This is a genomic window from Paenibacillus oryzisoli (assembly GCF_001653565.1).
Classification (GTDB): domain Bacteria; phylum Bacillota; class Bacilli; order Paenibacillales; family NBRC-103111; genus Paenibacillus_E; species Paenibacillus_E oryzisoli.
This window is the reverse complement of sequence record NZ_LYPB01000083.1, coordinates 103209-125189: the sequence shown is the minus strand read 5'-3', so window position 1 is coordinate 125189 and position 21981 is coordinate 103209. Positions and strand designations below refer to the sequence as shown.

General features: G+C 40.3%; 22 protein-coding genes and 1 pseudogene. 19 read left to right on the top strand and 4 right to left on the bottom strand.

Annotation, left to right across the window (positions count from 1 at the left end):
- Positions 1-113 precede the first annotated feature (113 nt).
- Positions 114-317 carry a small acid-soluble spore protein SspI gene (gene sspI, locus A8708_RS25730; RefSeq protein WP_068668325.1) on the bottom strand — a complete coding sequence of 68 codons (204 nt, stop codon included), beginning with the start codon at positions 315-317 and terminating at the stop codon, positions 114-116.
- A 176-nt stretch (positions 318-493) separates the two neighbouring features.
- Here sspI and A8708_RS25725 point away from each other — a divergent pair, with 176 nt between their 5' ends.
- The 5 genes from A8708_RS25725 (at position 494) to A8708_RS25705 (ending at position 3770) form a co-directional block, all read left to right on the top strand.
- Positions 494-1153 carry a potassium channel family protein gene (locus tag A8708_RS25725; protein ID WP_068668323.1) on the top strand — a complete coding sequence of 220 codons (660 nt, stop codon included), beginning with the start codon at positions 494-496 and terminating at the stop codon, positions 1151-1153.
- 32 nt (positions 1154-1185) lie between these two features.
- Positions 1186-1962: a TrmH family RNA methyltransferase gene (locus A8708_RS25720; protein ID WP_239696847.1), complete on the top strand. Its 777-nt coding sequence runs from the start codon at positions 1186-1188 to the stop codon at positions 1960-1962.
- A gap of 266 nt (positions 1963-2228) precedes the next feature.
- On the top strand, positions 2229-2576 hold the full coding sequence (locus tag A8708_RS25715; protein WP_068668319.1) for a helix-turn-helix domain-containing protein: 348 nt from the start codon (positions 2229-2231) through the stop codon (positions 2574-2576).
- Between the two features lie 62 nt (positions 2577-2638).
- On the top strand, positions 2639-3166 hold the full coding sequence (locus A8708_RS25710; RefSeq protein ID WP_068668317.1) for an SEC-C domain-containing protein: 528 nt from the start codon (positions 2639-2641) through the stop codon (positions 3164-3166).
- 40 nt (positions 3167-3206) lie between these two features.
- On the top strand, positions 3207-3770 hold the full coding sequence (locus tag A8708_RS25705; protein ID WP_068668315.1) for a hypothetical protein: 564 nt from the start codon (positions 3207-3209) through the stop codon (positions 3768-3770).
- 249 nt (positions 3771-4019) lie between these two features.
- Here A8708_RS25705 and A8708_RS36650 read toward each other — a convergent pair whose 3' ends face one another.
- From A8708_RS36650 to A8708_RS25695, 3 genes are all read right to left on the bottom strand, one after another.
- Positions 4020-4178, bottom strand: a complete 159-nt coding sequence (locus A8708_RS36650) for a hypothetical protein (protein WP_239696846.1) — start codon at positions 4176-4178, stop codon at positions 4020-4022.
- Positions 4179-4256: 78 nt separating this feature from the next.
- Positions 4257-4607 carry an IS110 family transposase gene (locus tag A8708_RS36645; RefSeq protein WP_239696845.1) on the bottom strand — a complete coding sequence of 117 codons (351 nt, stop codon included), beginning with the start codon at positions 4605-4607 and terminating at the stop codon, positions 4257-4259.
- Positions 4608-5186: 579 nt separating this feature from the next.
- Positions 5187-5750 carry a TetR/AcrR family transcriptional regulator gene (locus tag A8708_RS25695; RefSeq protein ID WP_068668311.1) on the bottom strand — a complete coding sequence of 188 codons (564 nt, stop codon included), beginning with the start codon at positions 5748-5750 and terminating at the stop codon, positions 5187-5189.
- 330 nt (positions 5751-6080) lie between these two features.
- Between A8708_RS25695 and A8708_RS25690 the strand changes: the two genes are divergently transcribed.
- From A8708_RS25690 to A8708_RS25630, 14 genes and pseudogenes are all read left to right on the top strand, one after another.
- On the top strand, positions 6081-6905 hold the full coding sequence (locus tag A8708_RS25690; protein ID WP_068668309.1) for an oxidoreductase: 825 nt from the start codon (positions 6081-6083) through the stop codon (positions 6903-6905).
- A 220-nt stretch (positions 6906-7125) separates the two neighbouring features.
- A complete protein-coding gene (locus A8708_RS25685) occupies positions 7126-8556 on the top strand; it encodes an aldehyde dehydrogenase family protein (RefSeq protein ID WP_068668307.1) in 1431 nt (476 codons plus the stop codon).
- A gap of 180 nt (positions 8557-8736) precedes the next feature.
- Complete coding sequence (locus A8708_RS25680; protein ID WP_068668305.1) at positions 8737-10164, top strand: aldehyde dehydrogenase; 1428 nt, start codon at positions 8737-8739, stop codon at positions 10162-10164.
- Between the two features lie 275 nt (positions 10165-10439).
- A complete protein-coding gene (locus A8708_RS25675) occupies positions 10440-10988 on the top strand; it encodes an NAD(P)H-dependent oxidoreductase (RefSeq protein WP_068668303.1) in 549 nt (182 codons plus the stop codon).
- 135 nt (positions 10989-11123) lie between these two features.
- Positions 11124-13157: a Na+/H+ antiporter gene (locus A8708_RS25670; RefSeq protein WP_239696851.1), complete on the top strand. Its 2034-nt coding sequence runs from the start codon at positions 11124-11126 to the stop codon at positions 13155-13157.
- 108 nt (positions 13158-13265) lie between these two features.
- Positions 13266-13589, top strand: a complete 324-nt coding sequence (locus A8708_RS25665; RefSeq protein WP_204787637.1) for an antibiotic biosynthesis monooxygenase family protein — start codon at positions 13266-13268, stop codon at positions 13587-13589.
- A gap of 362 nt (positions 13590-13951) precedes the next feature.
- The gene (locus tag A8708_RS25660) at positions 13952-15379 is read left to right on the top strand and encodes an aldehyde dehydrogenase (RefSeq protein ID WP_068668299.1); all 1428 of its coding nucleotides are present in this window, start codon (positions 13952-13954) and stop codon (positions 15377-15379) included.
- A gap of 35 nt (positions 15380-15414) precedes the next feature.
- Complete coding sequence (locus A8708_RS25655) at positions 15415-16239, top strand: oxidoreductase (RefSeq protein WP_068668297.1); 825 nt, start codon at positions 15415-15417, stop codon at positions 16237-16239.
- Positions 16240-16394: 155 nt separating this feature from the next.
- Positions 16395-17543 carry an MFS transporter gene (locus tag A8708_RS25650; RefSeq protein WP_204787636.1) on the top strand — a complete coding sequence of 383 codons (1149 nt, stop codon included), beginning with the start codon at positions 16395-16397 and terminating at the stop codon, positions 17541-17543.
- 90 nt (positions 17544-17633) lie between these two features.
- Positions 17634-17933, top strand: a pseudogene (locus A8708_RS36640) (FAD-dependent oxidoreductase); the annotation flags it as partial.
- Positions 17913-18332 carry a GNAT family N-acetyltransferase gene (locus A8708_RS36635; RefSeq protein ID WP_338044239.1) on the top strand — a complete coding sequence of 140 codons (420 nt, stop codon included), beginning with the start codon at positions 17913-17915 and terminating at the stop codon, positions 18330-18332. The pseudogene A8708_RS36640 and the gene A8708_RS36635, both read left to right, overlap by 21 nt.
- 262 nt (positions 18333-18594) lie before the next feature.
- A complete protein-coding gene (locus A8708_RS25640) occupies positions 18595-19335 on the top strand; it encodes an SDR family NAD(P)-dependent oxidoreductase (RefSeq protein ID WP_068668291.1) in 741 nt (246 codons plus the stop codon).
- A gap of 127 nt (positions 19336-19462) precedes the next feature.
- Entirely contained in the window at positions 19463-20788 is a 1326-nt protein-coding gene (locus A8708_RS25635; RefSeq protein ID WP_068668289.1) for a hypothetical protein, read from the top strand.
- Positions 20789-20823: 35 nt separating this feature from the next.
- Positions 20824-21141, top strand: a complete 318-nt coding sequence (locus A8708_RS25630; protein ID WP_068668287.1) for a hypothetical protein — start codon at positions 20824-20826, stop codon at positions 21139-21141.
- Positions 21142-21981 lie beyond the last annotated feature (840 nt).

Sequence of the window (21981 nt, the reverse complement as noted above, 5' to 3'; positions counted from 1 at the left end):
TCGTTGGTCTGTGACTGATGAGGGGGATTTTTATTTTGCGATGAGGCGATTGTCAAAATGGAAAGAACAAAGCTAAGGAATGCGGACGCATCCCCTAGCAAGTAGAGAGAAATTTACGTAAGATGCGCCTTTAGCGTCTCGACGAGTGTATCTTGGGTACTTGCTTCGGAATGCTGCCATATAATTTCAAAAAGTACACCTAACCCAGGTAAAACTTTTTCTTCGCCACCGATCGAGTCTTCGATGACTTCTTTGAGTTCTTCTGGTGATTTGTCATTAACTCGCTGGTGGATGGCCTGTCTAAGGGTAATATTCATTCAAGGACCTCGCTTCCATTTCATTCTCGCTATTACTATGTGCAGATTGGGATGCCTTCATCCTTCCCACTCTTCGCCAATGCAAGCAGTGGCGTGATTGTTGTGAAGTGGCTCATGGGGCTGAGTATGCTATAATGAATGGGAAATATTCTTGGGAATATGGAGGAACGTGAGCGGTGAGAAAACAATTTGCGATTATTGGAATGGGAAGATTTGGTTCAGCTGTCGCTAAGACGCTATCCCAACTAGGATTCGAGGTTCTTGCCATTGATCAGGATGAAGAAACAGTTCAAGAGGTATCCGCCTATGTGACTCATGCTGTTCAAGCCGATTCTACGGACGAAGAAGCTATGCGGGCGCTCGGCATTCGAAATTTTGACGTTGTGGTTGTGGCCATTGGGGAAGATATTCAAGCCAGTATTCTAACTACATTAATTCTTAAGGAAATGGGTATAGCTACGACGATCGTAAAGGCTGTGAATGATCTTCACGGTAAGGTGCTCAAAAAAATTGGCGCAGATAAAATCGTCTATCCCGAACGTGATATGGGGCAACGTGTCGCGCATCATATGATATCATCTAATATTATCGATTATATAGAGCTTTCTGCCGATTATAGTATTGTAGAAATGAAAGTATCGAAAGAGATGATTGGCAAAAGTTTGCGCGAACTTGACGTACGTGCCAAATATGGCTGTAACGTGATTGCACTTAAACATAACGATCAGATGATCATTCCGCCGAGTGCGGAGGCACCGATTAAACAAGAAGATATTTTGGTTATTGTGGGTAAAAATTCGAGTCTTCAAAATTTTGAAGTCACTTTTGCGGAGTAGGTTAATTCATGACACATGCATATGTAGAAATCATGTCTGTTCAAAATACGAGAGTCAAAGACTGGGCTCAGCTCTTGGAGCGGCGCGGCAGAGATAAGCAAGGCAAATATATCATTGAAGGTTATCATGTGATTGAGGAAGCTTTGAAGGCGGGGGCTGAGGTGGAGGCAATCCTTTTTCTAGCGGAAAAAGGGATCCCATCAGAGCTTGCCGCTCTTGCTGGTGATCGCGCCGTCGAATGGATCGGCGTGAGCGCCGCGGTGTTGGCGAAGTGCTCGGACGCACAAACGCCGCAGGGGGTTGTGGCCATCGTGAGGCGGCCACAGGTTGGCATGGACGAGCTGCTTGCCGGCGAGCACGATCTGGTTGTGGTCCTGGACGGCGTTCAGGACCCTGGGAACCTGGGCACGATCATCCGCAGCGCGGATGCCGTCGGTGCCAAAGCGGTCGTGCTCGGCCGCGGCACGGTCGATCTGTTCAATCCCAAGACGATCCGCTCGACGATGGGATCGATGTATCATCTGCCGATCGTGGAGGCAGATCTGGGTGCGCTGTTGCCGCGCGCGCGTGAGCGCGGCGTGCGGCTCGTGACGACGAGCCTGCAGGCGCAGGGCTCGTGCTACGACACTGACCTGCGGCAGCCGACGTGGCTGATTTTCGGCAACGAGGCCAAGGGCGTGTCGCCGGAAGTTGCTGCGCAGTCGGACGTGCAGGTGATTATTCCGATGCAGGGCAAAGCGGAATCGCTGAACGTCGCGATGGCGGCGACGGTTTTGCTTTTTGAAGCGGCTAGGCAGCGGATGATTTGACCGTAGATAGGTAAAATTGTGAGTTGTAATTCACTTTGTCACCGTTTGGAACGTCATTTGTCATAGATTTGGAACGTAATTTTGTCACTACTTAGACTAGTCCCGATGTGGCTTAAAGCCTTGATACATCGGGATTTTTTTACGTGCTTCGCGATTAGGAGGTAGCATGAATTTAGAATGAGAGCGAATAGAAGTTCGTGAATTTTATCTTGAAAATTTATGGAATAACTTTTGTCATAAGTTGTTATTTTCCAAGGGAGGCTTCCATGAACATTATTGGTGAAAACATAAAAAGGTTGAGAAAGATCCATAACTTAAATCAAGTTGATTTTTCAAATCTAATTGGTGTTTCTCAAGGTAGCTTGAGCGATATAGAAGCAGGAAAAAGTAAACCAGCTGTAGATACGGTTGTTTCTATTTACAAAAATTTTGAATGTTCATTGGAGTGGTTGCTTACTGGTTCTATTAACCAAGTGGATGAAGAGAAAGAGTCTGATTATCGTAATTTGCAAACAACTTCATTTGAGAGTGAGTTAATCAGTGCATTTAGAAAACTTAGTACAGAAAATCAGTTAGAAATATTTGAAATTATTAATATAGAACTAAGGAGATAACTAGATAATTTTCTTGAATAAATTTAACTTTGCCTTTGACAATGTAAGATCGATTAGATCGATTGATAGGGGATATCACGATAGGGAATGGGCAAAAGAGAAATGAAATCTGTATCTGCGGAAGTGGAAAAAAATATAAAAGGTGCTGTATAAATAAAAATGTAAATTTCCCATTTAAATTTATTCATGCATCTAAACAAAGTCCTGAACCTAATCTTGGAATTGTGCCAAGTTTAGAGTTTCAAGGACAGAGAGTACGTACTATTTGGAGTACCTTATATTTCCGCCCCTTACGTGAGACATTTCAAGAATTTCTTATTTTGATGGCTTTTAGAAATACTTATGGCAAAGAATTTCATGAAAATCAGGTATCACTTCCGTCTGATAAACGTCATGTTACATTTAAATGGTGGGAGGCTTATTGCCGGTGGGGGTTTAAGAATATAAATAACTTTGTTGAAACAGAGAACGGCAAAATTTATTACGGAACTTCTACTGGTGAAATTCAGTCACTATTACAGCACGCTTATGATTTATTTTACCTTCAAATTGTAAATAGGCTTCCGGAATTTTTTATTTCTAGTTCATGAGTTTTAGGGAGTAAAATATGAAGTAGCTGTTGCAGCAATTATGGCTAGAGCAGGATTTGAAATTGAATTTCTTGATGATAATTATAAAAGTGAAATCCATTGTGAATTTATTGCTACACATAAAGAATCGGGTCAAAAGATTGGAGTGGAAGCAAAAAGTAAACGAAGAAAAGGTGTGTTACATGAAGAGGGGGTGTTTAATGCGGAAGCTGATAATAGAGGAAATATTCAACATCTATTTAGAAAAGCGAGAACACAAAAGCCAAAAGACATCCCATTCCTCATTTTTATTGATATGAACTTAGCTTTAACTAATGTAAATAATAATTCAATTGATTCGGAACCTCCCGAAAAGACATGGGAACATGATATTGATAAGATTTATGCTAATTATAAGAACCAATCCACTTTACCTGATCCTTTTAATGCAGTGTACTTCACAAATTTTGCTTTTTATTATCAAGGAAATAATAGTCTCTCATTTCCATGGATAACCTACATTAAAAAATCCGAATCGCCTGAACATGAAATAAGAGAAAGCAGCTTACTTGAATGTATTCAAAGTTCCATATTGAGGTATTCAGATATCCCTCAGGAAATATGAATGATTATTTAAAAGCTCCTCTACTTTATATTGTGAACGAAATGTTAGATTACTGTAAAAAACAAACTACATGTATTATTCACTTATAGAGATTGATGTAAGGATATGTTTGAGACAAAAATTAGACTGGCGTAAGCGCTAAGCTCCCATGAAAATTAAGTCCGGAGTACCTGAAAAAGGGCGCACTAAATAAGACGCAGTTCATTCGTTTTTTTGAAAGCGTCTGAAGGCGGGGGAATAAAAATAGAACTAGGAATTAGCTGCAATTGTTACGGAGTAACCTAAGTTCTCTAGTCTACGAACGGCATACTTCACAATAGATTGTCGCTTATGTTTATCAAAGTAGTCTTCACCTAGATCTACATACATTTCTTTACGTGTTAGGAGATAAAATGCAATCCGTAACATTGCATGGGCCACATTTATTGCGGCTCGTTTTTTATCTTTTCGTGCAGCTGTGCGTCTATACATTGCTCCGAGAAAATTCTATGATGCAGTAATGGAATGGGCCGCTTCTACCAAAGTAGATTTTAAATACTTGTTACCGTTTGTAGTTTTGGCAGATTTCTTTTTTCCTGCACTTTCATTATGTCCGGGTACCAATCCGGCCCAAGAGCATAAATGCGCTGCACTAGGAAACTGTTTGTCTATAACCGTTCCGATCTCAGCCAAGATTTGTTCTGCCATTGGAGTAGCTATACCAGGAATTGAATCTAAGCGTTCAACATCTTCATGAAAAGATGCTATACGCGTTGCAACTTCCTGATCGAGCACTTTAACTTGTTCATTTAATACATGCTGTAATATTATCCTTGTGAATATCCATACCGCATGCACGCTCAATGACGACTTCCACTTAAAAAACATCCTCTCTACGGCTAATTCGGATAAGAGGCTGGTGCAACAACCAGAGTAGGATTAATCTCCCATGAGTGCTTCCCGAAAGGGGGCGACAATCTGTGATGCACCGTGATCGCCCAAGTCAGACTAACGGTTGGGCTCAAAGGCACCATAGCTCATCGACCTTCCTCTCCCAGCCTTAGTAGCAGTATTGACGGATTCTGTTCTCCATTTTCATCATCTGTGGTGCGGCGCTTGCGCTGCATGTATGGCTAACGGGTAACGATATCGAGGAAGTTTAAGCTGCTGCTGCTCTGTCCCATTACTCATTTATTGGACGATGTGCTTTGGTGAAAATAATACGCATCCGCATAGGTTTTTAATATTTTTTAATATGACATTAAAGTATTTGAATTTTACTCTAAGACATCAGTTGTAGACGCCAGAAAAAAAGGAGCTAAGCAGTATAAGCCGCTTAGCTCCTTTTGCAATTAAATATCCTTTTCGAATGTGTTGGTTTTAGGCTGAGATTATCTCGCCTTTGCAACGTTTTTTATCAGAATAACAATTTGCTTTTTATACGAGTATTGACTTCCATGAAGCTTCCAAGATTTGTTGAATTTGAGTTTCGTTCAACGGATATTTCTCTACGTAATAACCCTTAAGTATGGAAGAAATGATGCCGTGTATGAGTTGATGGCACAAATGTGAATCCATCTCTTTAATGATTCCTTGTTTTTGACCCTCAACAATCAAGGAAAGTATAACTTCTCTTGAATTGTGCAAGTCATCCATATTACGTAGTTCTGGTGATATATAAGGAGAAAAGGAAAAATTGTCTATAAAAAGGAACTCTTTGGGATACAGAATGCCAAAAGTTAACCTATTCAATTGAAGGCACTTAAAGCGCTCATACAGGCTTGCAAAGGGATCGTAACCCTGCAGTAAATGCTCCCCCATATGCATCCTTGCTTCTTTATAAACAGCGTTTACGATTTCTTCTTTATTTGAAAAATAATTATATATAGTACCAGAACCTACATTAGCTTTTTTGAATATCTTTGAGAAGGTAACAGATTGCAGCCCTTCTTCATGAATCAGATCGAGCGTAGCAGCCATGATGTCCTGTTTCTTACTCATCTATCTCACCTCTCTTAATATAAACATTATTACGAGATAGTTTAGGATGTCAATAGTATATATAAGAAAATTGTAAATTATGATTAAAGCAACAGTTTTGATTTTGGAATATTTTTTCCAAATAAATACTCGATATATGATGAAATGATGATATTTAAAAGAAATGTGTATCCGAATAAAAAGATCGAATAGAATGAGGAATATAGTGTATATTCAGTTAAATAAATCAACTTGGAATATTTATTCCGAAATATCTTGACTTAATGTGGAGCTTAGGGATATACTGACTTTGGAATTAATATTCCACATTTGATTTGGGAGGCGCATGATATGTCAAAAGTATGGTTTATTACAGGAAGCTCGCGAGGTTTTGGCCGTAGTCTTGCAGAAGCTGTGCTGGCCAAAGGCGATAAATTAGTCGCAACGGCTCGCAAACCAGAGCAACTTGCTGATCTTGCATATCGATACGGTAGTCAAATTCATATAGTACAACTCGATGTAAATAGGTTTGAGCAAGCGCAAGCAGCAATAAAAGCAGCATTCGAAACGTTCGGACGTTTAGATGTCCTTGTAAATAATGCTGGTTACGGCAACGTATCTTCGATTGAAGAAACATCGATGGAAGACTTCCGTGCTCAAGTGGAGACAAACCTTTGGGGCGTAATCAATGTAACGAAGGCTGCGCTACCTTTACTGAGAGAACAGGGCAATGGTCATATAATTCAGTTCTCATCTATTGGGGGCCGTATTGGAGCACCAGGTCTCGCACCTTATCAAGCAGCGAAATGGGCAGTGGAGGGCTTCTCAGAGGTACTAGCCAAAGAAGTTAATCAGCTCGGAATTAAGGTTACTCTGATTGAACCAGGTGGTTTCCGAACTGATTGGGCTGGCTCCTCGATGCAGCAAGTCGAGCCGCGAGACGAATACAAAAACACTGTTGGCTATATGATGAAATATTTCCGCGAAAACACTGGCAAAGAGAAGGGAGATCCGGTAAAAGCTGCACAAGCGATCATTACGATCGTGGGCGAAGAAAACCCACCGCTTCGCTTGCTGCTAGGTAGTGATGCGGTAGAGCTGGCGAACGCAATGGACAATGGGAAATTAGAAGAAACGAAACGTTGGGAAAAACTGAGTCGCTCAACTGACTTTTAAGCCAGCCAAATAATTCTTTATCCAAAAGATAATACAATTGCATCGATAAAAAGAAACGCAATTGTTGTTGCCGTTCACCTGTGATGTATATCAATATCTTCGTCTTTGAAGAATAGTACAAGCATAGTAGCGAGCTACTATACTGCTAGTCATTTATTATTCCTTACAAGGTACTCAGTATGACAAAAAGTTAAATAAATCTATATAGGCGGTGTCAAATATGAAAAACATTGATCAAATTTATATAAATGGAGAGTTTGTAAAACCTAACGGTACAGAGCGTTTTGAATTGGTAAATCCTACAACTAGAGAAAGCTTTGGGAGTGTTACCCTTGGAGATGAACAAGATGCTAGGCGTGCGATCGCAGCAGCAAAAGCGGCATCTGCATCATTTGCTAGAAGCACTGTACAAGAAAGAAAGGATATTCTGCAACGTTTGAGTGATTCAATTTTGGAAAGAATTGATGAATTGGCCGAAGCCAATATCCTTGAATATGGTGCTCCTAGAATGGCATCTGTTGGAAGAGTAAAACTTGCTGCAGGAAACTTGATAGATAGCATGGAAGCTCTTGAAAATTTTGAGTTTATTAAGTACATCGGAAAAGCAAAAGTTGTCGCTGAGCCTGTTGGAGTTATTGGTATTATTACACCTTGGAATGCTAGTTATTCACAAATTACAGCAAAACTCGGCGCTGCTATCGCCGCTGGATGTACGGTAGTAATAAAACCTAGCGAACTCAGCGCACTGCAAACTCAATTGCTTACTGAATGTATTCATTCTGCGGGTGTTCCTGCAGGTGTAATCAATGTCGTAAATGGTCTCGGAACAACTGTAGGTGCAGAATTTACACGTAATTCAGATGTTGCAATGATTAATTTCACCGGGTCGACACGTGTCGGAAAAGAAATCCGTAGAGCTACGGTAGATTCAATGAAGAGAGTTACCTTGGAACTGGGGGGGAAATCCCCAAATATCGTACTTGACGATGCGGACTTTACTAAGGCGATTCCTGCTGCCGTTAGATCATGTTTCTCTAATAATGGTCAAGCGTGCGTAGCTGGCACAAGATTGTTTGTTCCGGAGCATCGGCTTGAAGAAGTGAAACGCCTTGCCCGTGAAACTGTTGAATCAATAAAAGTAGGTCTTCCTTCTGAAGCTGACACTGTACTTGGACCACAAGTGACTCATAAACAGTATCTTCAAGTTCAACATTACATTAAAGCTGGTATTAAAGAAGGGGCTGAACTGGTAATCGGCGGTGAAGGCCATCCCGATGGATTAGAACAGGGTTACTTCGTAAAACCAACGGTATTTGCTAACGTCACCGAAGAGATGACGATTGCAAAGGAAGAGATTTTTGGTCCAGTGCTTTCTATTCTCACATACAAAACAGAAGAAGAGGCCATCAATATGGCCAATAACACAGATTATGGTCTTGGCGCTTATATCAGCACGGCAAACCTAGAGAAGGCTAACGAACTCGCATCCCGTATTCAAGCAGGCGTTGTGCTTATTAATGGTGCTGGCTTTGAAATGAAAGCTCCATTTGGTGGGTTCAAGCATTCCGGCATCGGTCGCGAGTACGGCGTTTATGGTTTAGAAGATTGTTTGGAGATCAAAACGATTACAGGTTTTGATCTAAAAATGTAATAATGCTTCTGTTGAAGGGATTAAATTCTTTTATTTATGAAGACTTAATTCCTAAATTCCTGACTTCAAAGTATTTAAAATAAAATACAGAAATTTTATCAAGAAGCTAAATAATTCTTTATTATTTAAACGGATCATAATTAACTTTTAATAATACGAAAACAAAAGGAGAACAACAACATGAGACAATATGACAAACTCTTTATCGGTGGAGAATGGAAAAGTCCAGTTAACAAAGAATTATTGGAAATTCGATCCCCACATGACCAATCTATAATCGGACTAGCTGCACAAGCATCCCCAGAAGATATTGATCTAGCTGTTGCAGCTGCTAAGAATGCCTTTGAAAACGGCCCATGGCCAAAAATGACACCGGGAGAACGGGAAGCCGTAGTCTCACGCTTTAATGAACTGCATGCTGCACGTGCAGACGAAATTGCTACTCTAATTACTTCTGAGAACGGTACGCCAAGTTGGTTCACAAACGGTATTCAACACTCCCTATCTGAACAAACGAACGCTTACCTTCGTGCATCTAAATCTTTTGGCTGGGAAGAAACTTTGAACGACGGTAAAGGTCCAATGATTCGGCGAGAACCAGTTGGCGTTGTCGCTGCGATTATTCCTTGGAATGCCCCTAATCAATCGGCACTTGCGAAAATGATTCCAGCTTTACTTGCAGGTTGCCCGGTTATCCTCAAAGCTTCGCCTGAAACATCACTTGACGCGTTGTTGTTGGGTGAAATTTTTGAACAAGCGGGATTACCGTCAGGTGTCGTTAGTATTGTTCCTGCTGGTCGAGAAACAAGCGAATACCTTGTATCCCATCCAGGCGTCGACAAAATTGCATTTACTGGTTCCACGGGAGCTGGGCGTCGAATTGCTTCGATCGCTGGCGAACAACTTAAGCGCGTAAGCTTGGAACTCGGTGGCAAATCCGCAACGATTATTCTTGATGATGCGGATCTAGAAATGGCTGTTCAAGGCTTGAAGTATACCTCTTTCGTAAATAACGGGGAGAGTTGTGTCGCGCATACGCGTGTTCTTGTTTCCAGAAACCGATACGAAGAAGCAGTGGATTTGATTAAAACCATGACGGAAAGCCTCGTCGTAGGCAACCCCTCTGACTCGGCTACTTTCATTGGTCCTATGGTAAGAGAGGATCAACAAAAACGCGTTCAATCCTACATTGAATTAGGTATCCAAGAAGGCGCACGTCTGGTCACAGGTGGAACAGATATTCCTGCAGGTCTGGAAGGCGGTTATTATGTGAAGCCGACGGTATTCGCAGATGTTAACAACAGCATGCGAATTGCCCAAGAAGAAATATTTGGGCCGGTACTTGTTGTGATTCCTTACGAGGATGAAGCGGATGCTGTGCGCATCGCAAATGATTCGCCATATGGCCTTGGCGGTGGCGTTTGGTCAGGCACTCTCGAACATGGTCTCGAAATCGCTCGTCAAATCCGTACAGGCTACTTCGTAGTCAATGGTGCAATGGCCTCATACGAAGGGCCATTCGGAGGATACAAAGCCAGCGGCATTGGTCGCGAGTTTGGCGTGGTCGGTCTTGGAGCATACGTAGAACATAAAGCAATCAACATTTAAACTTTATACAGTTTAATTTAATCTGTTAGGGTCTTTATAGTAGTTTTTTTTAAAATTGGAGGAAACAATACACCCCATTGGATTGTCATTGAATGAATTTTATCAGTGAGATCAACGGGGTGTATTTATTATAAGAAAATATTAAAATCCTTAGATGATTCAAAAATAAACCAAATCAATTGTATAGTCCAATCAGCCTTATTTAATAATAAACATGAAGATTCTTAAGGCAAGGTTCAGAATCAAAAGACAATATGTATTAGAAGGTGCAAGGAATGACAAAGAACTTAGTGTTAATCGCTCACCCAAATATGAAAGAATCACGTGTGAACAAAATTTGGCTAGAGGAATTAAAAAAATACCCAGAATCAATTGCAATTCAAGATCTATATGCAAATTATCCCCATTGGCAAATAAACGTAACCAAGGAGCAACAACTTGTTGAACAACACAATCGCATCATATTTCAATTCCCATTTTACTGGTATAGTTCGCCACCTCTGTTAAAAAAGTGGCAGGATGATGTATTGACATACGGCTGGGCTTTCACATCAAAAGGAAGTAAATTACGTGGAAAAGAGCTTGGACTCGCAATTTCAATTGGAGGAGCGGAAAGCGATTATAGTAAAGAGGGGGGCGATCTCTATACAATTGATGATTTGATAAGTCCCTTTCACGCTACAAGTAACTTAATCGAAACGGACTTTCTAAAACCGTTTACGCTCTATAAAACGGATGATAAGAGTGATGACGAGTTGGAGCAAAGTGCGAAGAAATACGTAGAATACCTACTTTCTAATAAGATAGAAAAGTTCAGGGTCTGATAATCACTGTGACGACAACGCGCACCATCCGAACTAAATTAAATGGATATACATCATTAATGTTGGGATACTGAAAAAATCAAATGACGTGGAAGTACTGATTTTAGGCGTACATTGGGGGAACCAAATTTGGAAGTGTTTCTAAGCGTGCTCATATTACTTATACTAATCGGGGTCTCTAATGTCATTTACCGCTTTGTCCCGTTTGTGCCAGTACCGTTAATCCAAATTATTCTTGGCGCCTGCATTTCTGTGATTCCACAGGGGATTCATTTGATGCTTCAGCCTGAGTTGTTTTTCATCTTGTTTATCGCCCCACTATTATATAATGACGGAAAGCATGCGCCGCGTGCAGAGCTTTGGAGGCTTAGAACACCAATATTACTTCTTTCCGTGGGACTTGTTTTCGCAACGGTATTCGTCGTTGGTTATACAATCCATTGGATGATTCCGTCTATACCGTTATTTGTTGCTTTTGCCTTTGCTGCTATCCTGTCCCCGACCGATAGCGTTGCTGTAAATTCTTTGGCAGGGCGGATCAATCTCCCGAAAAGCTTAATTCGTCTCCTCGAAGGTGAAGGGTTGATGAACGATGCTTCTGGTCTCGTTGCCTTCAAGTTCGCTATCGCGGCAGCTGTGACCGGTGTATTTTCACTACAGAAGGCATCTTTGAGTTTTCTGATCATCTCAATAGGTGGCCTTATTGTAGGTGCTGCAATCGCATTTTTAATTATTGGTATACGCCAACTATTGCGTCGTACGGGATTAGAAGACGCAACAATGCATATATTAATTCAATTGCTTACTCCATTTTTACTTTATTTAATTGCTGAGCAACTAAATGTGTCTGGTATTTTGGCCGCGGTCGCTGGTGGGATTGTACATGCAATTGAAAATGATCGGATAGAGTGTGAAATCTCAAACATAAAAGTAGTGTCTAATAATACGTGGGCCGCTTATTTGTTTATATTAAATGGACTTGTATTTGTTATTCTCGGAACACAGATTCCGGATGTTTCCTCCGTTATTTTTAAGGATCCGGGATTTAACGACGTTGTCGTTATTGGTTACGCTATTGTTCTTTTTGCGATTCTGCTAGTATTGCGTTTTATTTGGACATTTTTATTTACACGTGGCTCGAGGGTATTCGGTACTTCAAGTGAAGAGGTAACAAGTATTAAAGAGAATGTTATGACGACCTTATCTGGTGTTCGTGGTGCAGTAACCTTAGCAGGTGCTTTTTCAATGCCTTTAATGTTGCATAACGGAGAGTTGTTCCCACAAAGGCACCTTATTATTTTTCTCTCTACCTGTGTAATCCTTTTGTCTTTGTTAGCTGCTAGTATCTTGCTTCCGCTAATTGCGAAAAAGAGCCTTCCATTTGATGAAACAGAAATGGTTACAGTTGAGAATGAATGGCACAAACATATCTTGCAAGTCGCAGTAAGGCATTTGCAACAAGAGAGCAATCAGAGTAATGAAGAAGCGGTGGAAACAGTTATTGCGGAGTATAACAGACTCATCCATCAACTTGGACTAAAAGGTAATTCCAATAACCGTATATCTCGAATAAATCAAAGGGAAGTTGCAATGCGAATTGAAGCAATCGGTATTGAACGAAACTATATTCGTGAGAGACTTGAGAACGGAGATATTACGAAGAATCTTGCACAATATTATTATAAGATGCTAGACCAGGTTGAAATCATGTTAACGAGTAGTATTCGTATGTGGTTATTGATGTTTAAAAGCCTCCTGGCAAGGCTACAAGCATCATTCCTCTTGTCATCAAATTCAGGGGATTTACTATTTACTGAGCAAGATGTCAGTGTATTAAGGGGCCTTCGCATTCAATCAGGACAAAAGGTGATTGATCAAATGGGGAAGCTTTGCACGCCTGAAAGTAAAAATGACCCCTCCCAGTGTGTAGTCGCTTACTATAACCAGATTTTGAATCATTTGAAAAATCTTCAAGTTCAGAAAAAACAAAGAGATCAAGATTTTGATGAAACTCGTAAAGAACTTCACTGGCTTGCGGTACAAGCCGAAAGGTACGAAGTTCAGAACTTATACGAGCAAGGGAAAATTGATCGTGGACTGGCAGCACAATTAAGGCGTATTATTCGTGATCGCGAAGTATCCTTGTATGAGCGTATAGAACTCGGCTAGTAAACAGAGATCTCGATACAGTCTTTGGGGTTGACTGTTTAGAATAATTAGTAGGTATTTGGACATTGTATAAAAAAGCAACGAAATATAAGAACAAGGAGTGTATTTATGACACAAATCTCTGCAGGGAAAAACATCCTAACCTTTATCAATGTTTTTACAGTAGACCCGACAAATCAAGACCGGGTAGTTGAATTACTTACCCAAGCGACGGAGGGGTCCGTTACAGAGGCACCTGGGTTTATCTCTTGCAGCCTGCATCGAAGCTTGGACGGAACTAAAGTGACTATGTATGCCCAATGGAAAAGCATGGAGGATTATCAAGCCATGCGGGAAGATCCTAGACCTCTTCCATTCTTCCAGGAAGCTCTAACGATGGCAAAGTTCGATCCGGGCTCTTATGAAGTAATAAAAACTTTCAATCATGTTTAGTAAGTAAAGATAATCCTAACCATTAATAACAGAAAAGATCTCTTTGGACTTCAAAGTTCAGAGATTTTTTTTGTCATATTAGAATTAATATTCCAATTAAGAAACATGAAATAAAGATTAACTGATTAAATTCTTGAATTAACGTCAATAAAACCAAATATTCCAATAATAACATGGAATATTTATTCCGAAATTTCTTGCAATGAAATAAACAATCAAGTATACTATTTCATGTGGAACAAACATTCCAAACATATATGAGGGAGGCGCATTGCTTACAGCGAAGTCATGGAACATGCATAATTATCGCAAAGTCGCAAGGCCAATTTATAATAAATAACAATATAAAGGAGAAACGACAAATGAGAATATATGACAAGCTCTTTATTGGTGGTACATGGCAAGCACCCGTTAACCAGGAAGTACTAGAAATCCGTTCCCCCCATGACCAATCTATTGTAGGGAATGCGGCACAAGCTTCCCCGGCAGATATCGATTTGGCCGTTGCTTCAGCTAGAAACGCATTCGATAACGGCCCGTGGCCAAGGCTGACACCTAGTGAACGGCAAGAATTCGTCGCACGATTCAATGAACTACATGCTGCGCGTGCTGACGAAATTGCTGCCTTGATTACATCTGAAAACGGCACGCCTAATTGGTTTACAAATGGTATTCAACACTCCCTAGCTGAGCAAACAAATGCTTATCTTCGCGCATCCAAATCCTTTGGTTGGGAAGAAACGTTAAATGACGGCAAAGGTCCAATAATTCGCCGCGAACCGGTCGGCGTTGTCGCAGCCATCATACCTTGGAACGCTCCGAATCAATCGGCTTTAGCGAAAATGATTCCAGCATTACTTGCAGGTTGCCCAGTTATCTTAAAGGCATCACCTGAAACTTCCCTTAATGCTTTGTTACTAGGTGAAATTTTCGAACAAGCAGGCTTTCCTAAAGGTGTAGTTAGTATTGTTCCAGCTGGTCGAGAAACAAGTGAATATCTTGTATCACATCCTGGTGTCGATAAAATCGCATTTACGGGTTCAACAGGAGCTGGGCGTCGCATCGCTTCGATCGCTGGCGAACAACTTAAGCGCGTAAGCTTGGAACTTGGAGGCAAGTCCGCAACGATCATTCTGGACGATGCAGATCTTGAAGCAGCTGTTCAAGGTTTGAAGTATGCGTCGTTTGTTAATAACGGGGAAAGCTGTGTGGCGCATACGCGTGTGCTTGTATCCAAAAAGAGGTATGAAGAAGCAGTGAATTTAATTAAAACCATGACAGAAAGCCTCGTTGTAGGCAATCCTGCAGACCCTGAAACTTTCATTGGGCCAATGGTCAGAGCAGACCAACAAAAACGCGTTCAATCTTACATTGAACTGGGTATCCAAGAAGGCGCGCGATTGGTCACCGGTGGAACGGAAGTTCCCGCTGGTTTGGAAGGGGGGTTCTACGTTAAACCAACTGTATTCGCGGATGTAGACAACAGCATGCGAATTGCCCAAGAAGAAATATTTGGACCAGTTCTTGTCGTAATTCCTTATGAAGATGAAGCGGATGCCGTGCGGATCGCAAACGATTCTCCTTTTGGCCTTGGCGGTGGTGTTTGGGCTGGAACTCTTGAGCACGGTCTCGAAATCGCTCGTCAAATCCGCACAGGATATTTCATCGTAAATGGCGCAATGGCATCGTACGAAGGTCCATTTGGAGGGTATAAATCGAGCGGCATCGGTCGCGAGTTTGGCGTTGTTGGCCTGGGTGCATATGTAGAACATAAAGCAATTAACATCTAATCAAGTTATCGAAATTATGTAAGGGGGATATGGATATGCAAAAGGTATGGCTAATTACAGGAAGTTCCAGAGGTTTTGGACGAAGCCTCGCGGAGGCGGTACTCGCAAATGGGGATCGTCTCGTTGCAACTGCTCGTAAAACAGAGCAGCTTGCTGATCTTGCAGATAAATACGGCAGCCAAGTTCGTATTGTACAGTTAGACGTAACTAAGTACGATCAGGCCGAAGCAGCTATCAAAGTCGCATTTGATACGTTTGGACAATTGGATGTCCTAGTAAATAACGCTGGCTACGGTAATGTTTCCTCAATTGAAGAAACATCAATGGAAGATTTCCGCGCACAAATTGAGACGAATCTTTGGGGAGTAATTAACGTAACGAAAGCTGCGCTGCCGTTACTAAGAGAACAGGGACGCGGTCATATCATTCAATTTTCTTCCATTGGAGGCCGAATTGGCGCGCCGGGACTTGCACCTTATCAAGCGGCTAAATGGGCTGTCGAGGGTTTCTCTGAGGTACTAATCAAAGAAGTCGAACCGTTGGGAATCAAGGTTACTTTAATCGAGCCAGGCGGTTTCCGTACCGATTGGGCAGGCTCCTCAATGCAGCAACTCCAGCCACGAGATGAGTATAAAAACACTGTCGGCTACATGATGAAGCATTTCCGCGATAACACTGGGAAAGAGAAAGGGGATCCGGCAAAAGCTGCTCAAGCGATCATTACGATCGTGGGCGAAGAAAAACCGCCGCTTCGCTTGCTACTAGGAAGTGACGCGGTTGAACTTGCAAACGCGATGGATAAAGGCAAACTAGAAGAAACGAAACGTTGGGAAAAGATTAGCCTCTCGACCGACTTTTAATCGATATTGTAAATTTGACTTACTTATGACTGAAGAAAGATAAAAAATATTAAGTTTGCATGGATGGCATGAATCGTTTTTCTTGGCGTTCATCACATGCATAACAGAAAGTAGGTGCGTCATTGAAAGTAAGTGCAAGAATTGCATTATTGTCGATGGCTGTTACTACTACCTTCGGAACGATGATGGCTGCGCCAGCGGTTAAACCGCTGGCTGTGGCTTTCCCGAATACGGACGCTCTTTTGGTTCAGTGGGTAGTTACGTTGTCTTCCTTGTTCATTTTACCAACTCTATTTTTGTCGGGACCGCTAGGAAGAAGATTTAACCGGAAAACAATCCTGATTACTGCTTTAATCTTGTATTTAATCGGAGGCGTAGGACCGGCATTCATGCATTCGTTTAATATGATTTTGGTATGCAGAGCTATCTTAGGGTTAAGTATCGGTCTCATCTCGCCAACGTTTAATTCCTTAATCGCGGAAAACTTTCATGGAAATGAACGTTCTCGGATGAATGGACTTCAAACTTCTATTAATGGCATTGGTGGGGCAATATTCCTCTCTATCGGTGGATTTATCGCATCGCTAGGGTGGAGAGACGTCTTTATGACATATTTCTACGCGGTCGTTTTATTACTTGTAGTTGTTATTTTTCTTCCTAAATTTCCGCCGCTCCAAGTCAGTCAATCGTTGACAAAGTCTTCTGAAAAGATGCCTAAATTTTTCTTTGCCGTAGCAATTGCAGGTGGGTTTCATACTATGCTGTTTGCATTGCTTCCTACGAATCTTTCCCTATTCATAGCTAATAATGGCATCGGGAGTGTTGCATCGGCTGGGTATTTGATTGCCTTTTCGTTAATCGGAGTTTTTATCGGTGGACTTTCAGTGACACGTTTGACCGGCGCATTTAAGAAGAAACTCGTTCCGATAGTTTTAGGATTGATGGCGGGAGGTTTCATACTGATCTCTTCTGCGCATTCGGAGTGGACGGTTGCCCTGTCGGTATTCATGATCGGTTTGGCCGAGGGGGTATTATTCCCTCTCTCATTCATAAAAACTTCGGAAGTCGTGCCTAAATTAATTTTAACAACGGGAATATCACTTCTTCTCGCATGCGTGTATATTTGCCAGTTCCTTAGTCCATTGTTCGTTAGAGGGCTAGAAGTACTACTTCATTCTCAATCAACTCGAGACGTGTTCATGGCAGTAGCTATTGCATTGGTCGTGGCTGCAGTCGCATTTCTAGTCGCGGGAAGAAGAAATAAAAGTCGTTCAACAGCGCCTTCCGCTTTAGATAATTTATAATATTTATGACATTGAAAACCCTGTTTTAAGTGACGGGGTTTTCATTAAACACCAACTTGTGATTTATTTCACAATATAGGAGGAAATGAAATGAAAATTGTTGTTGTTGGGTGCACACATGCCGGAACGGAAGCGACGAAGAATCTTGCGCGTTTGTATCCGGATGCGAAAATTAACGTGTACGAAAGAAACGATAATGTTTCTTTTCTTTCCTGCGGAATCGCTCTTAACATCGGAGGTGTAGTGAAGCAGGCGGAGGATTTGTTTTATTCGTCCCCTGAAGAATTGAGTTCTCTTGGTGTAAATATGTTCATGTTGCATGAAGTAGTTGAAATAAATGCAGAGAAAAAGGAGCTCCAAATTCGCAATATGGTCACGAACGAGCGTTTCAATTACGAAGTTATGAGTCGATTGACAAGCGATACGCCTGATGCTCAAGATGCGCTTAATATGCCATATGAAATATTTTTAAGTATTATAGAGAAAATAAATCCGAAGTCAGTTTTTTTTGCTATGAAGGAAAAAGAAATTATAGGAATCACGTTGCTCAAACCACAAAGAGAAGCCATGCATACCATTTTTACTGGAGTGTCAAGAGACTTTCGAGGGAAGGGCATTGCTCGAGCTTTAAAACTGCTATCAATTCGTTTTTCACGTGATATAGGTGTCTTAAAGCTGAGGACGAATAACCGTTCAACCAATGCCCCGATGCTAGCAATTAATCAAGCGCTTGGATACATTTCCGAACCAGGAAAATGGATATTGGAAAAAAAGATGATAAATGAATGATTTTAATTCCATATTGCATAGTATCTGATTTAGTTCGGCAGATGTTATATGGGTCTATGTAATTGGAATTGGAGATGTGTTTCGTGGTAATGAGTTAGCAAAGGGAATGGGGCGGAGTAACAATCTGCTTTATGATTTAATAACCCATCCCACGCAGAAACGCATCGTTCAGTGGAATTGAGACGTTTTGGAGGATGCTGATGATTCTATCGTTAAGCTATAATATTCTTGTATCAAGTAAAAAAACGAAAAGGAGATCACTATGAAAGCACTCGTCACTGGAGCAAATAAAGGAATCGGTTTCGAAATCGCTCGAAGTCTTGGCAAGCGTGGCTATGACATTCTTGTTGGAGCGCGTGATGAAGCCCGTGGACAGGCAGCAGTCGAAAAACTTTCCGCAGAAGGCATATCAGCAACGTTCATCAAGATTGATTTGAATAATCTTGACAGCTTGCACGCTGCGGCTAAAATGGTTAACTCGCTCGATATTTTGGTCAATAATGCTGGAATTCCCGATAGTGTTAAGCCCGGGCGCGCGGCGCTCGACCTCGCAAAGCACACATTTGACTATACTACTGAGGATTTACGTACGGCTATGGAAACGAATTTTCTCGGCACACATGAGCTCATCAAAAGTCTGCTGTTATCTCTGACAGACAACGCGAAAATCATCAATATCACCGTTCCGATTTCGCCGACCGACTTTTGGCACCCGCTCGCTTACATTACGAGCAAAGTTGCACTCAACGTGATGACACTGACTTACGCTTACGAGTTTGAAAAAATGGGCAGCCATCGCCAGATTTTCGGCATCATGCCTGGCGCTGCCGCAACCGACTTGAACGGCATGGAAGCTGGTGCGCACGGCGGATTAGTCAAGTCTCCCGAAGCCGCTGGGCAGATAAGTACCGACATTATCCTGTCTGATAAGAATCAAAATGGTCAAATTATTCAGTACGATGGAAAGATTGTTACAGATTATGAGATTCAGCTGAGAGGTTAGAAACATCAAGCTCTTTCAGTGGTACGGAGTCAAATTAAAAGATAAGTTACTGACCGTTGTATTCTTAGAGATAGCAAAAGATTTTCTTGGTTTTAAATTTCATCATACAAAAGCTGAAAGAAATAATATGATTTATTGGTATGATTACGAGTTGCCGGATAATATTTATATACAAGTTCTACGGCAACATATTTGGGAAGCAGTAAACAACCTTTTCTCTGATTTCCCTGATGAGTCACGGGAACTTTTAGATTCATATATAAACCACGGGTTAGCTCCTGTAAAAGAAATAGCACATTGTGATATCACTTACATTTGTAACATAATAGAAAGACATTTTAGTTGTGATTCCTTCCTACATTGCCGTTACGTTCAAGATCTAGCTAGATGGTGCAGACGGAATGAGGTACAACATCTGGATCTAATTAAGGTTGCTCAAAATTACACAAATTCAACTTATGAGATGTTTATTATAATAGAATGGGATCGTTATCGAGATAAAGAGATATACGAGTTTGACAATTACGAGGAATATGAAAGATTGAAAGATGTTGATATAAGAAGTTCATTCATTTTTGACACAATTAAAAATGTAAATCTTTTCTATGAAAAATTTATATTTATAAAACAACTTTCAAAAAATAACTACAACTATATAAGAGTCCTGGATATTATTATAGAAGAAAATTGCAACAGAAATTTTCATATGGGTATGTACATGCTCACAATGATTATGAAGGAAAAAAATAGAATATGTTATATACCTAGAATATTATTTAAAAATCAACTTAAAGATTCAGAAAGAGCTAAATTAATATGGGGACTAATACAACAATATCATTTCGATTTAAGAATACAATGGATACTTTCATGGTATGAATTTGTAGATGTTTCAATCCCAAATATTGATGAATTATTAAAGTCAATGGATGAAACAGAAGAGTCTTTTTATTTATACTTTAATGGATTGGATAGATATTTACCTCTGAAGCCTGATTTGTTTCAAAGAATTCTCGAAATTATAACTGATAAGAATTCTAATAATAACTCGCAAATTATGGTTTTTAGAGACCTATATAAAGAACATCTAAGTCTTCTCGGTGGAAATATTCAGCTTATTAAAAAGTCATACCTCCAACAATATATCATACAACAACATTTTGATTACGGTGGGTTAGGTTTTTTTGAGATCCTAAAGAAAGATTCCAAATTATTAGTTGAGTTCATTAAAGAAATGTACTTACGTCGTAATACTAGAGATATTTCTTTAATAACTCACAGCGAGTTTGGGTTTGTGTGGGAAATTGATGGAATTGAAGAAGAGATTATTAAAGTAATTAACGTTAGCATCGAAAACGAACTATATTATTACGGTATTCTTGATCATATTTGTAACATTTTTTTAAGAATATTTCTGCTGAACATCTGTCAAAGGCAGAGAACTTTGCTTTAGAGTTTGTAAAGAGTAATTATTCAGATACTCACAAAATGAATATTATTGTTGATATAGTCAGAAATGCTTTAAATCATCTTTATGAAGAAGTTTTTTTTACTTATATTTCGCTTAATCATGATCCAAATGATTTTATTAAGATTATGTGGTCAGATAATGAAGGGACTTATTCCGCGAAAGAAGTATTCGGGGATCTTCATGCAGCTGATTGGAGTAATATTTTATCAATTGTTAACAGGGTAGACTTAGGTATGAAATTAATTCCTATCAAAAAGGCTATAAATGATCAGATTGATTCTTGGCTACGATATGGAATTTCGGAAAGAGAACGTAAATTTTTAGAACGAAGATAAGTTGGCCATTGGTGTTCAGTTTGCCGCGGCAACTTAGGCTATCTTATTTTCCTTGTAGTGCTGAAAGAAAAATGATTTGTAGGTTGTTACTTAAAAAACGGTCAATAACTTTTTGAATACGAGTCACTTCTACCATTGTTGGGAGGAGAGTAAAGAGGAGCAATGGTCTGAACCATTGCTCTGCATAGTTCGTTTAAGCGAATAGTTATTTGAAGTCATTGGTTGAGGTGGAAGCAAATGCTATCCGCTTTTTTCTATTTCCTTAAAAGTTAGGGTTTAAGTAAGATAATTTCCCAAATTAATATCCGCTTAGTTATAAAATATAGATATGCGGATTTACTGGAAACTATAAAACTATGAAATAGGTGTTTGGTAGAGGTAGACATAGAGTTAGCAACAGTAACAGAAAAAGGAATATTTTTGAAATTCAATTATTATTCTTGTTCAGAGGCAGTATCGCAAAGATGCTTTGAGTTGGCACGGACTATGGGAGAATGGCAGTTAGTAACTGTTTACAACCCTGATGACCTGATGTCCGTACATGTTTACTCTGGAAACCAGAATTGGTTTAGGTGCAATGTAATACATTTCGATGAAATCTCAAGTTCCAAGCTGAGAAAATACTTTAGTAGTATTCAAAAGTTGAAATCGATCAGGGATGTAAATAAGAAAAATAGAAGTCTAGCGTAACTTTATACTAGAAAATAATGGTTTCCAATGTATGGACCGGGGTTACTTTCGAAATTAAGATTGGAGTCTCTTGAAGCTTCAAACTATAAAACATAGGGAGGTGAAAAATTTGGAGGAATTGCTTAATGTCATAGGCGAGGGTATTAAGAA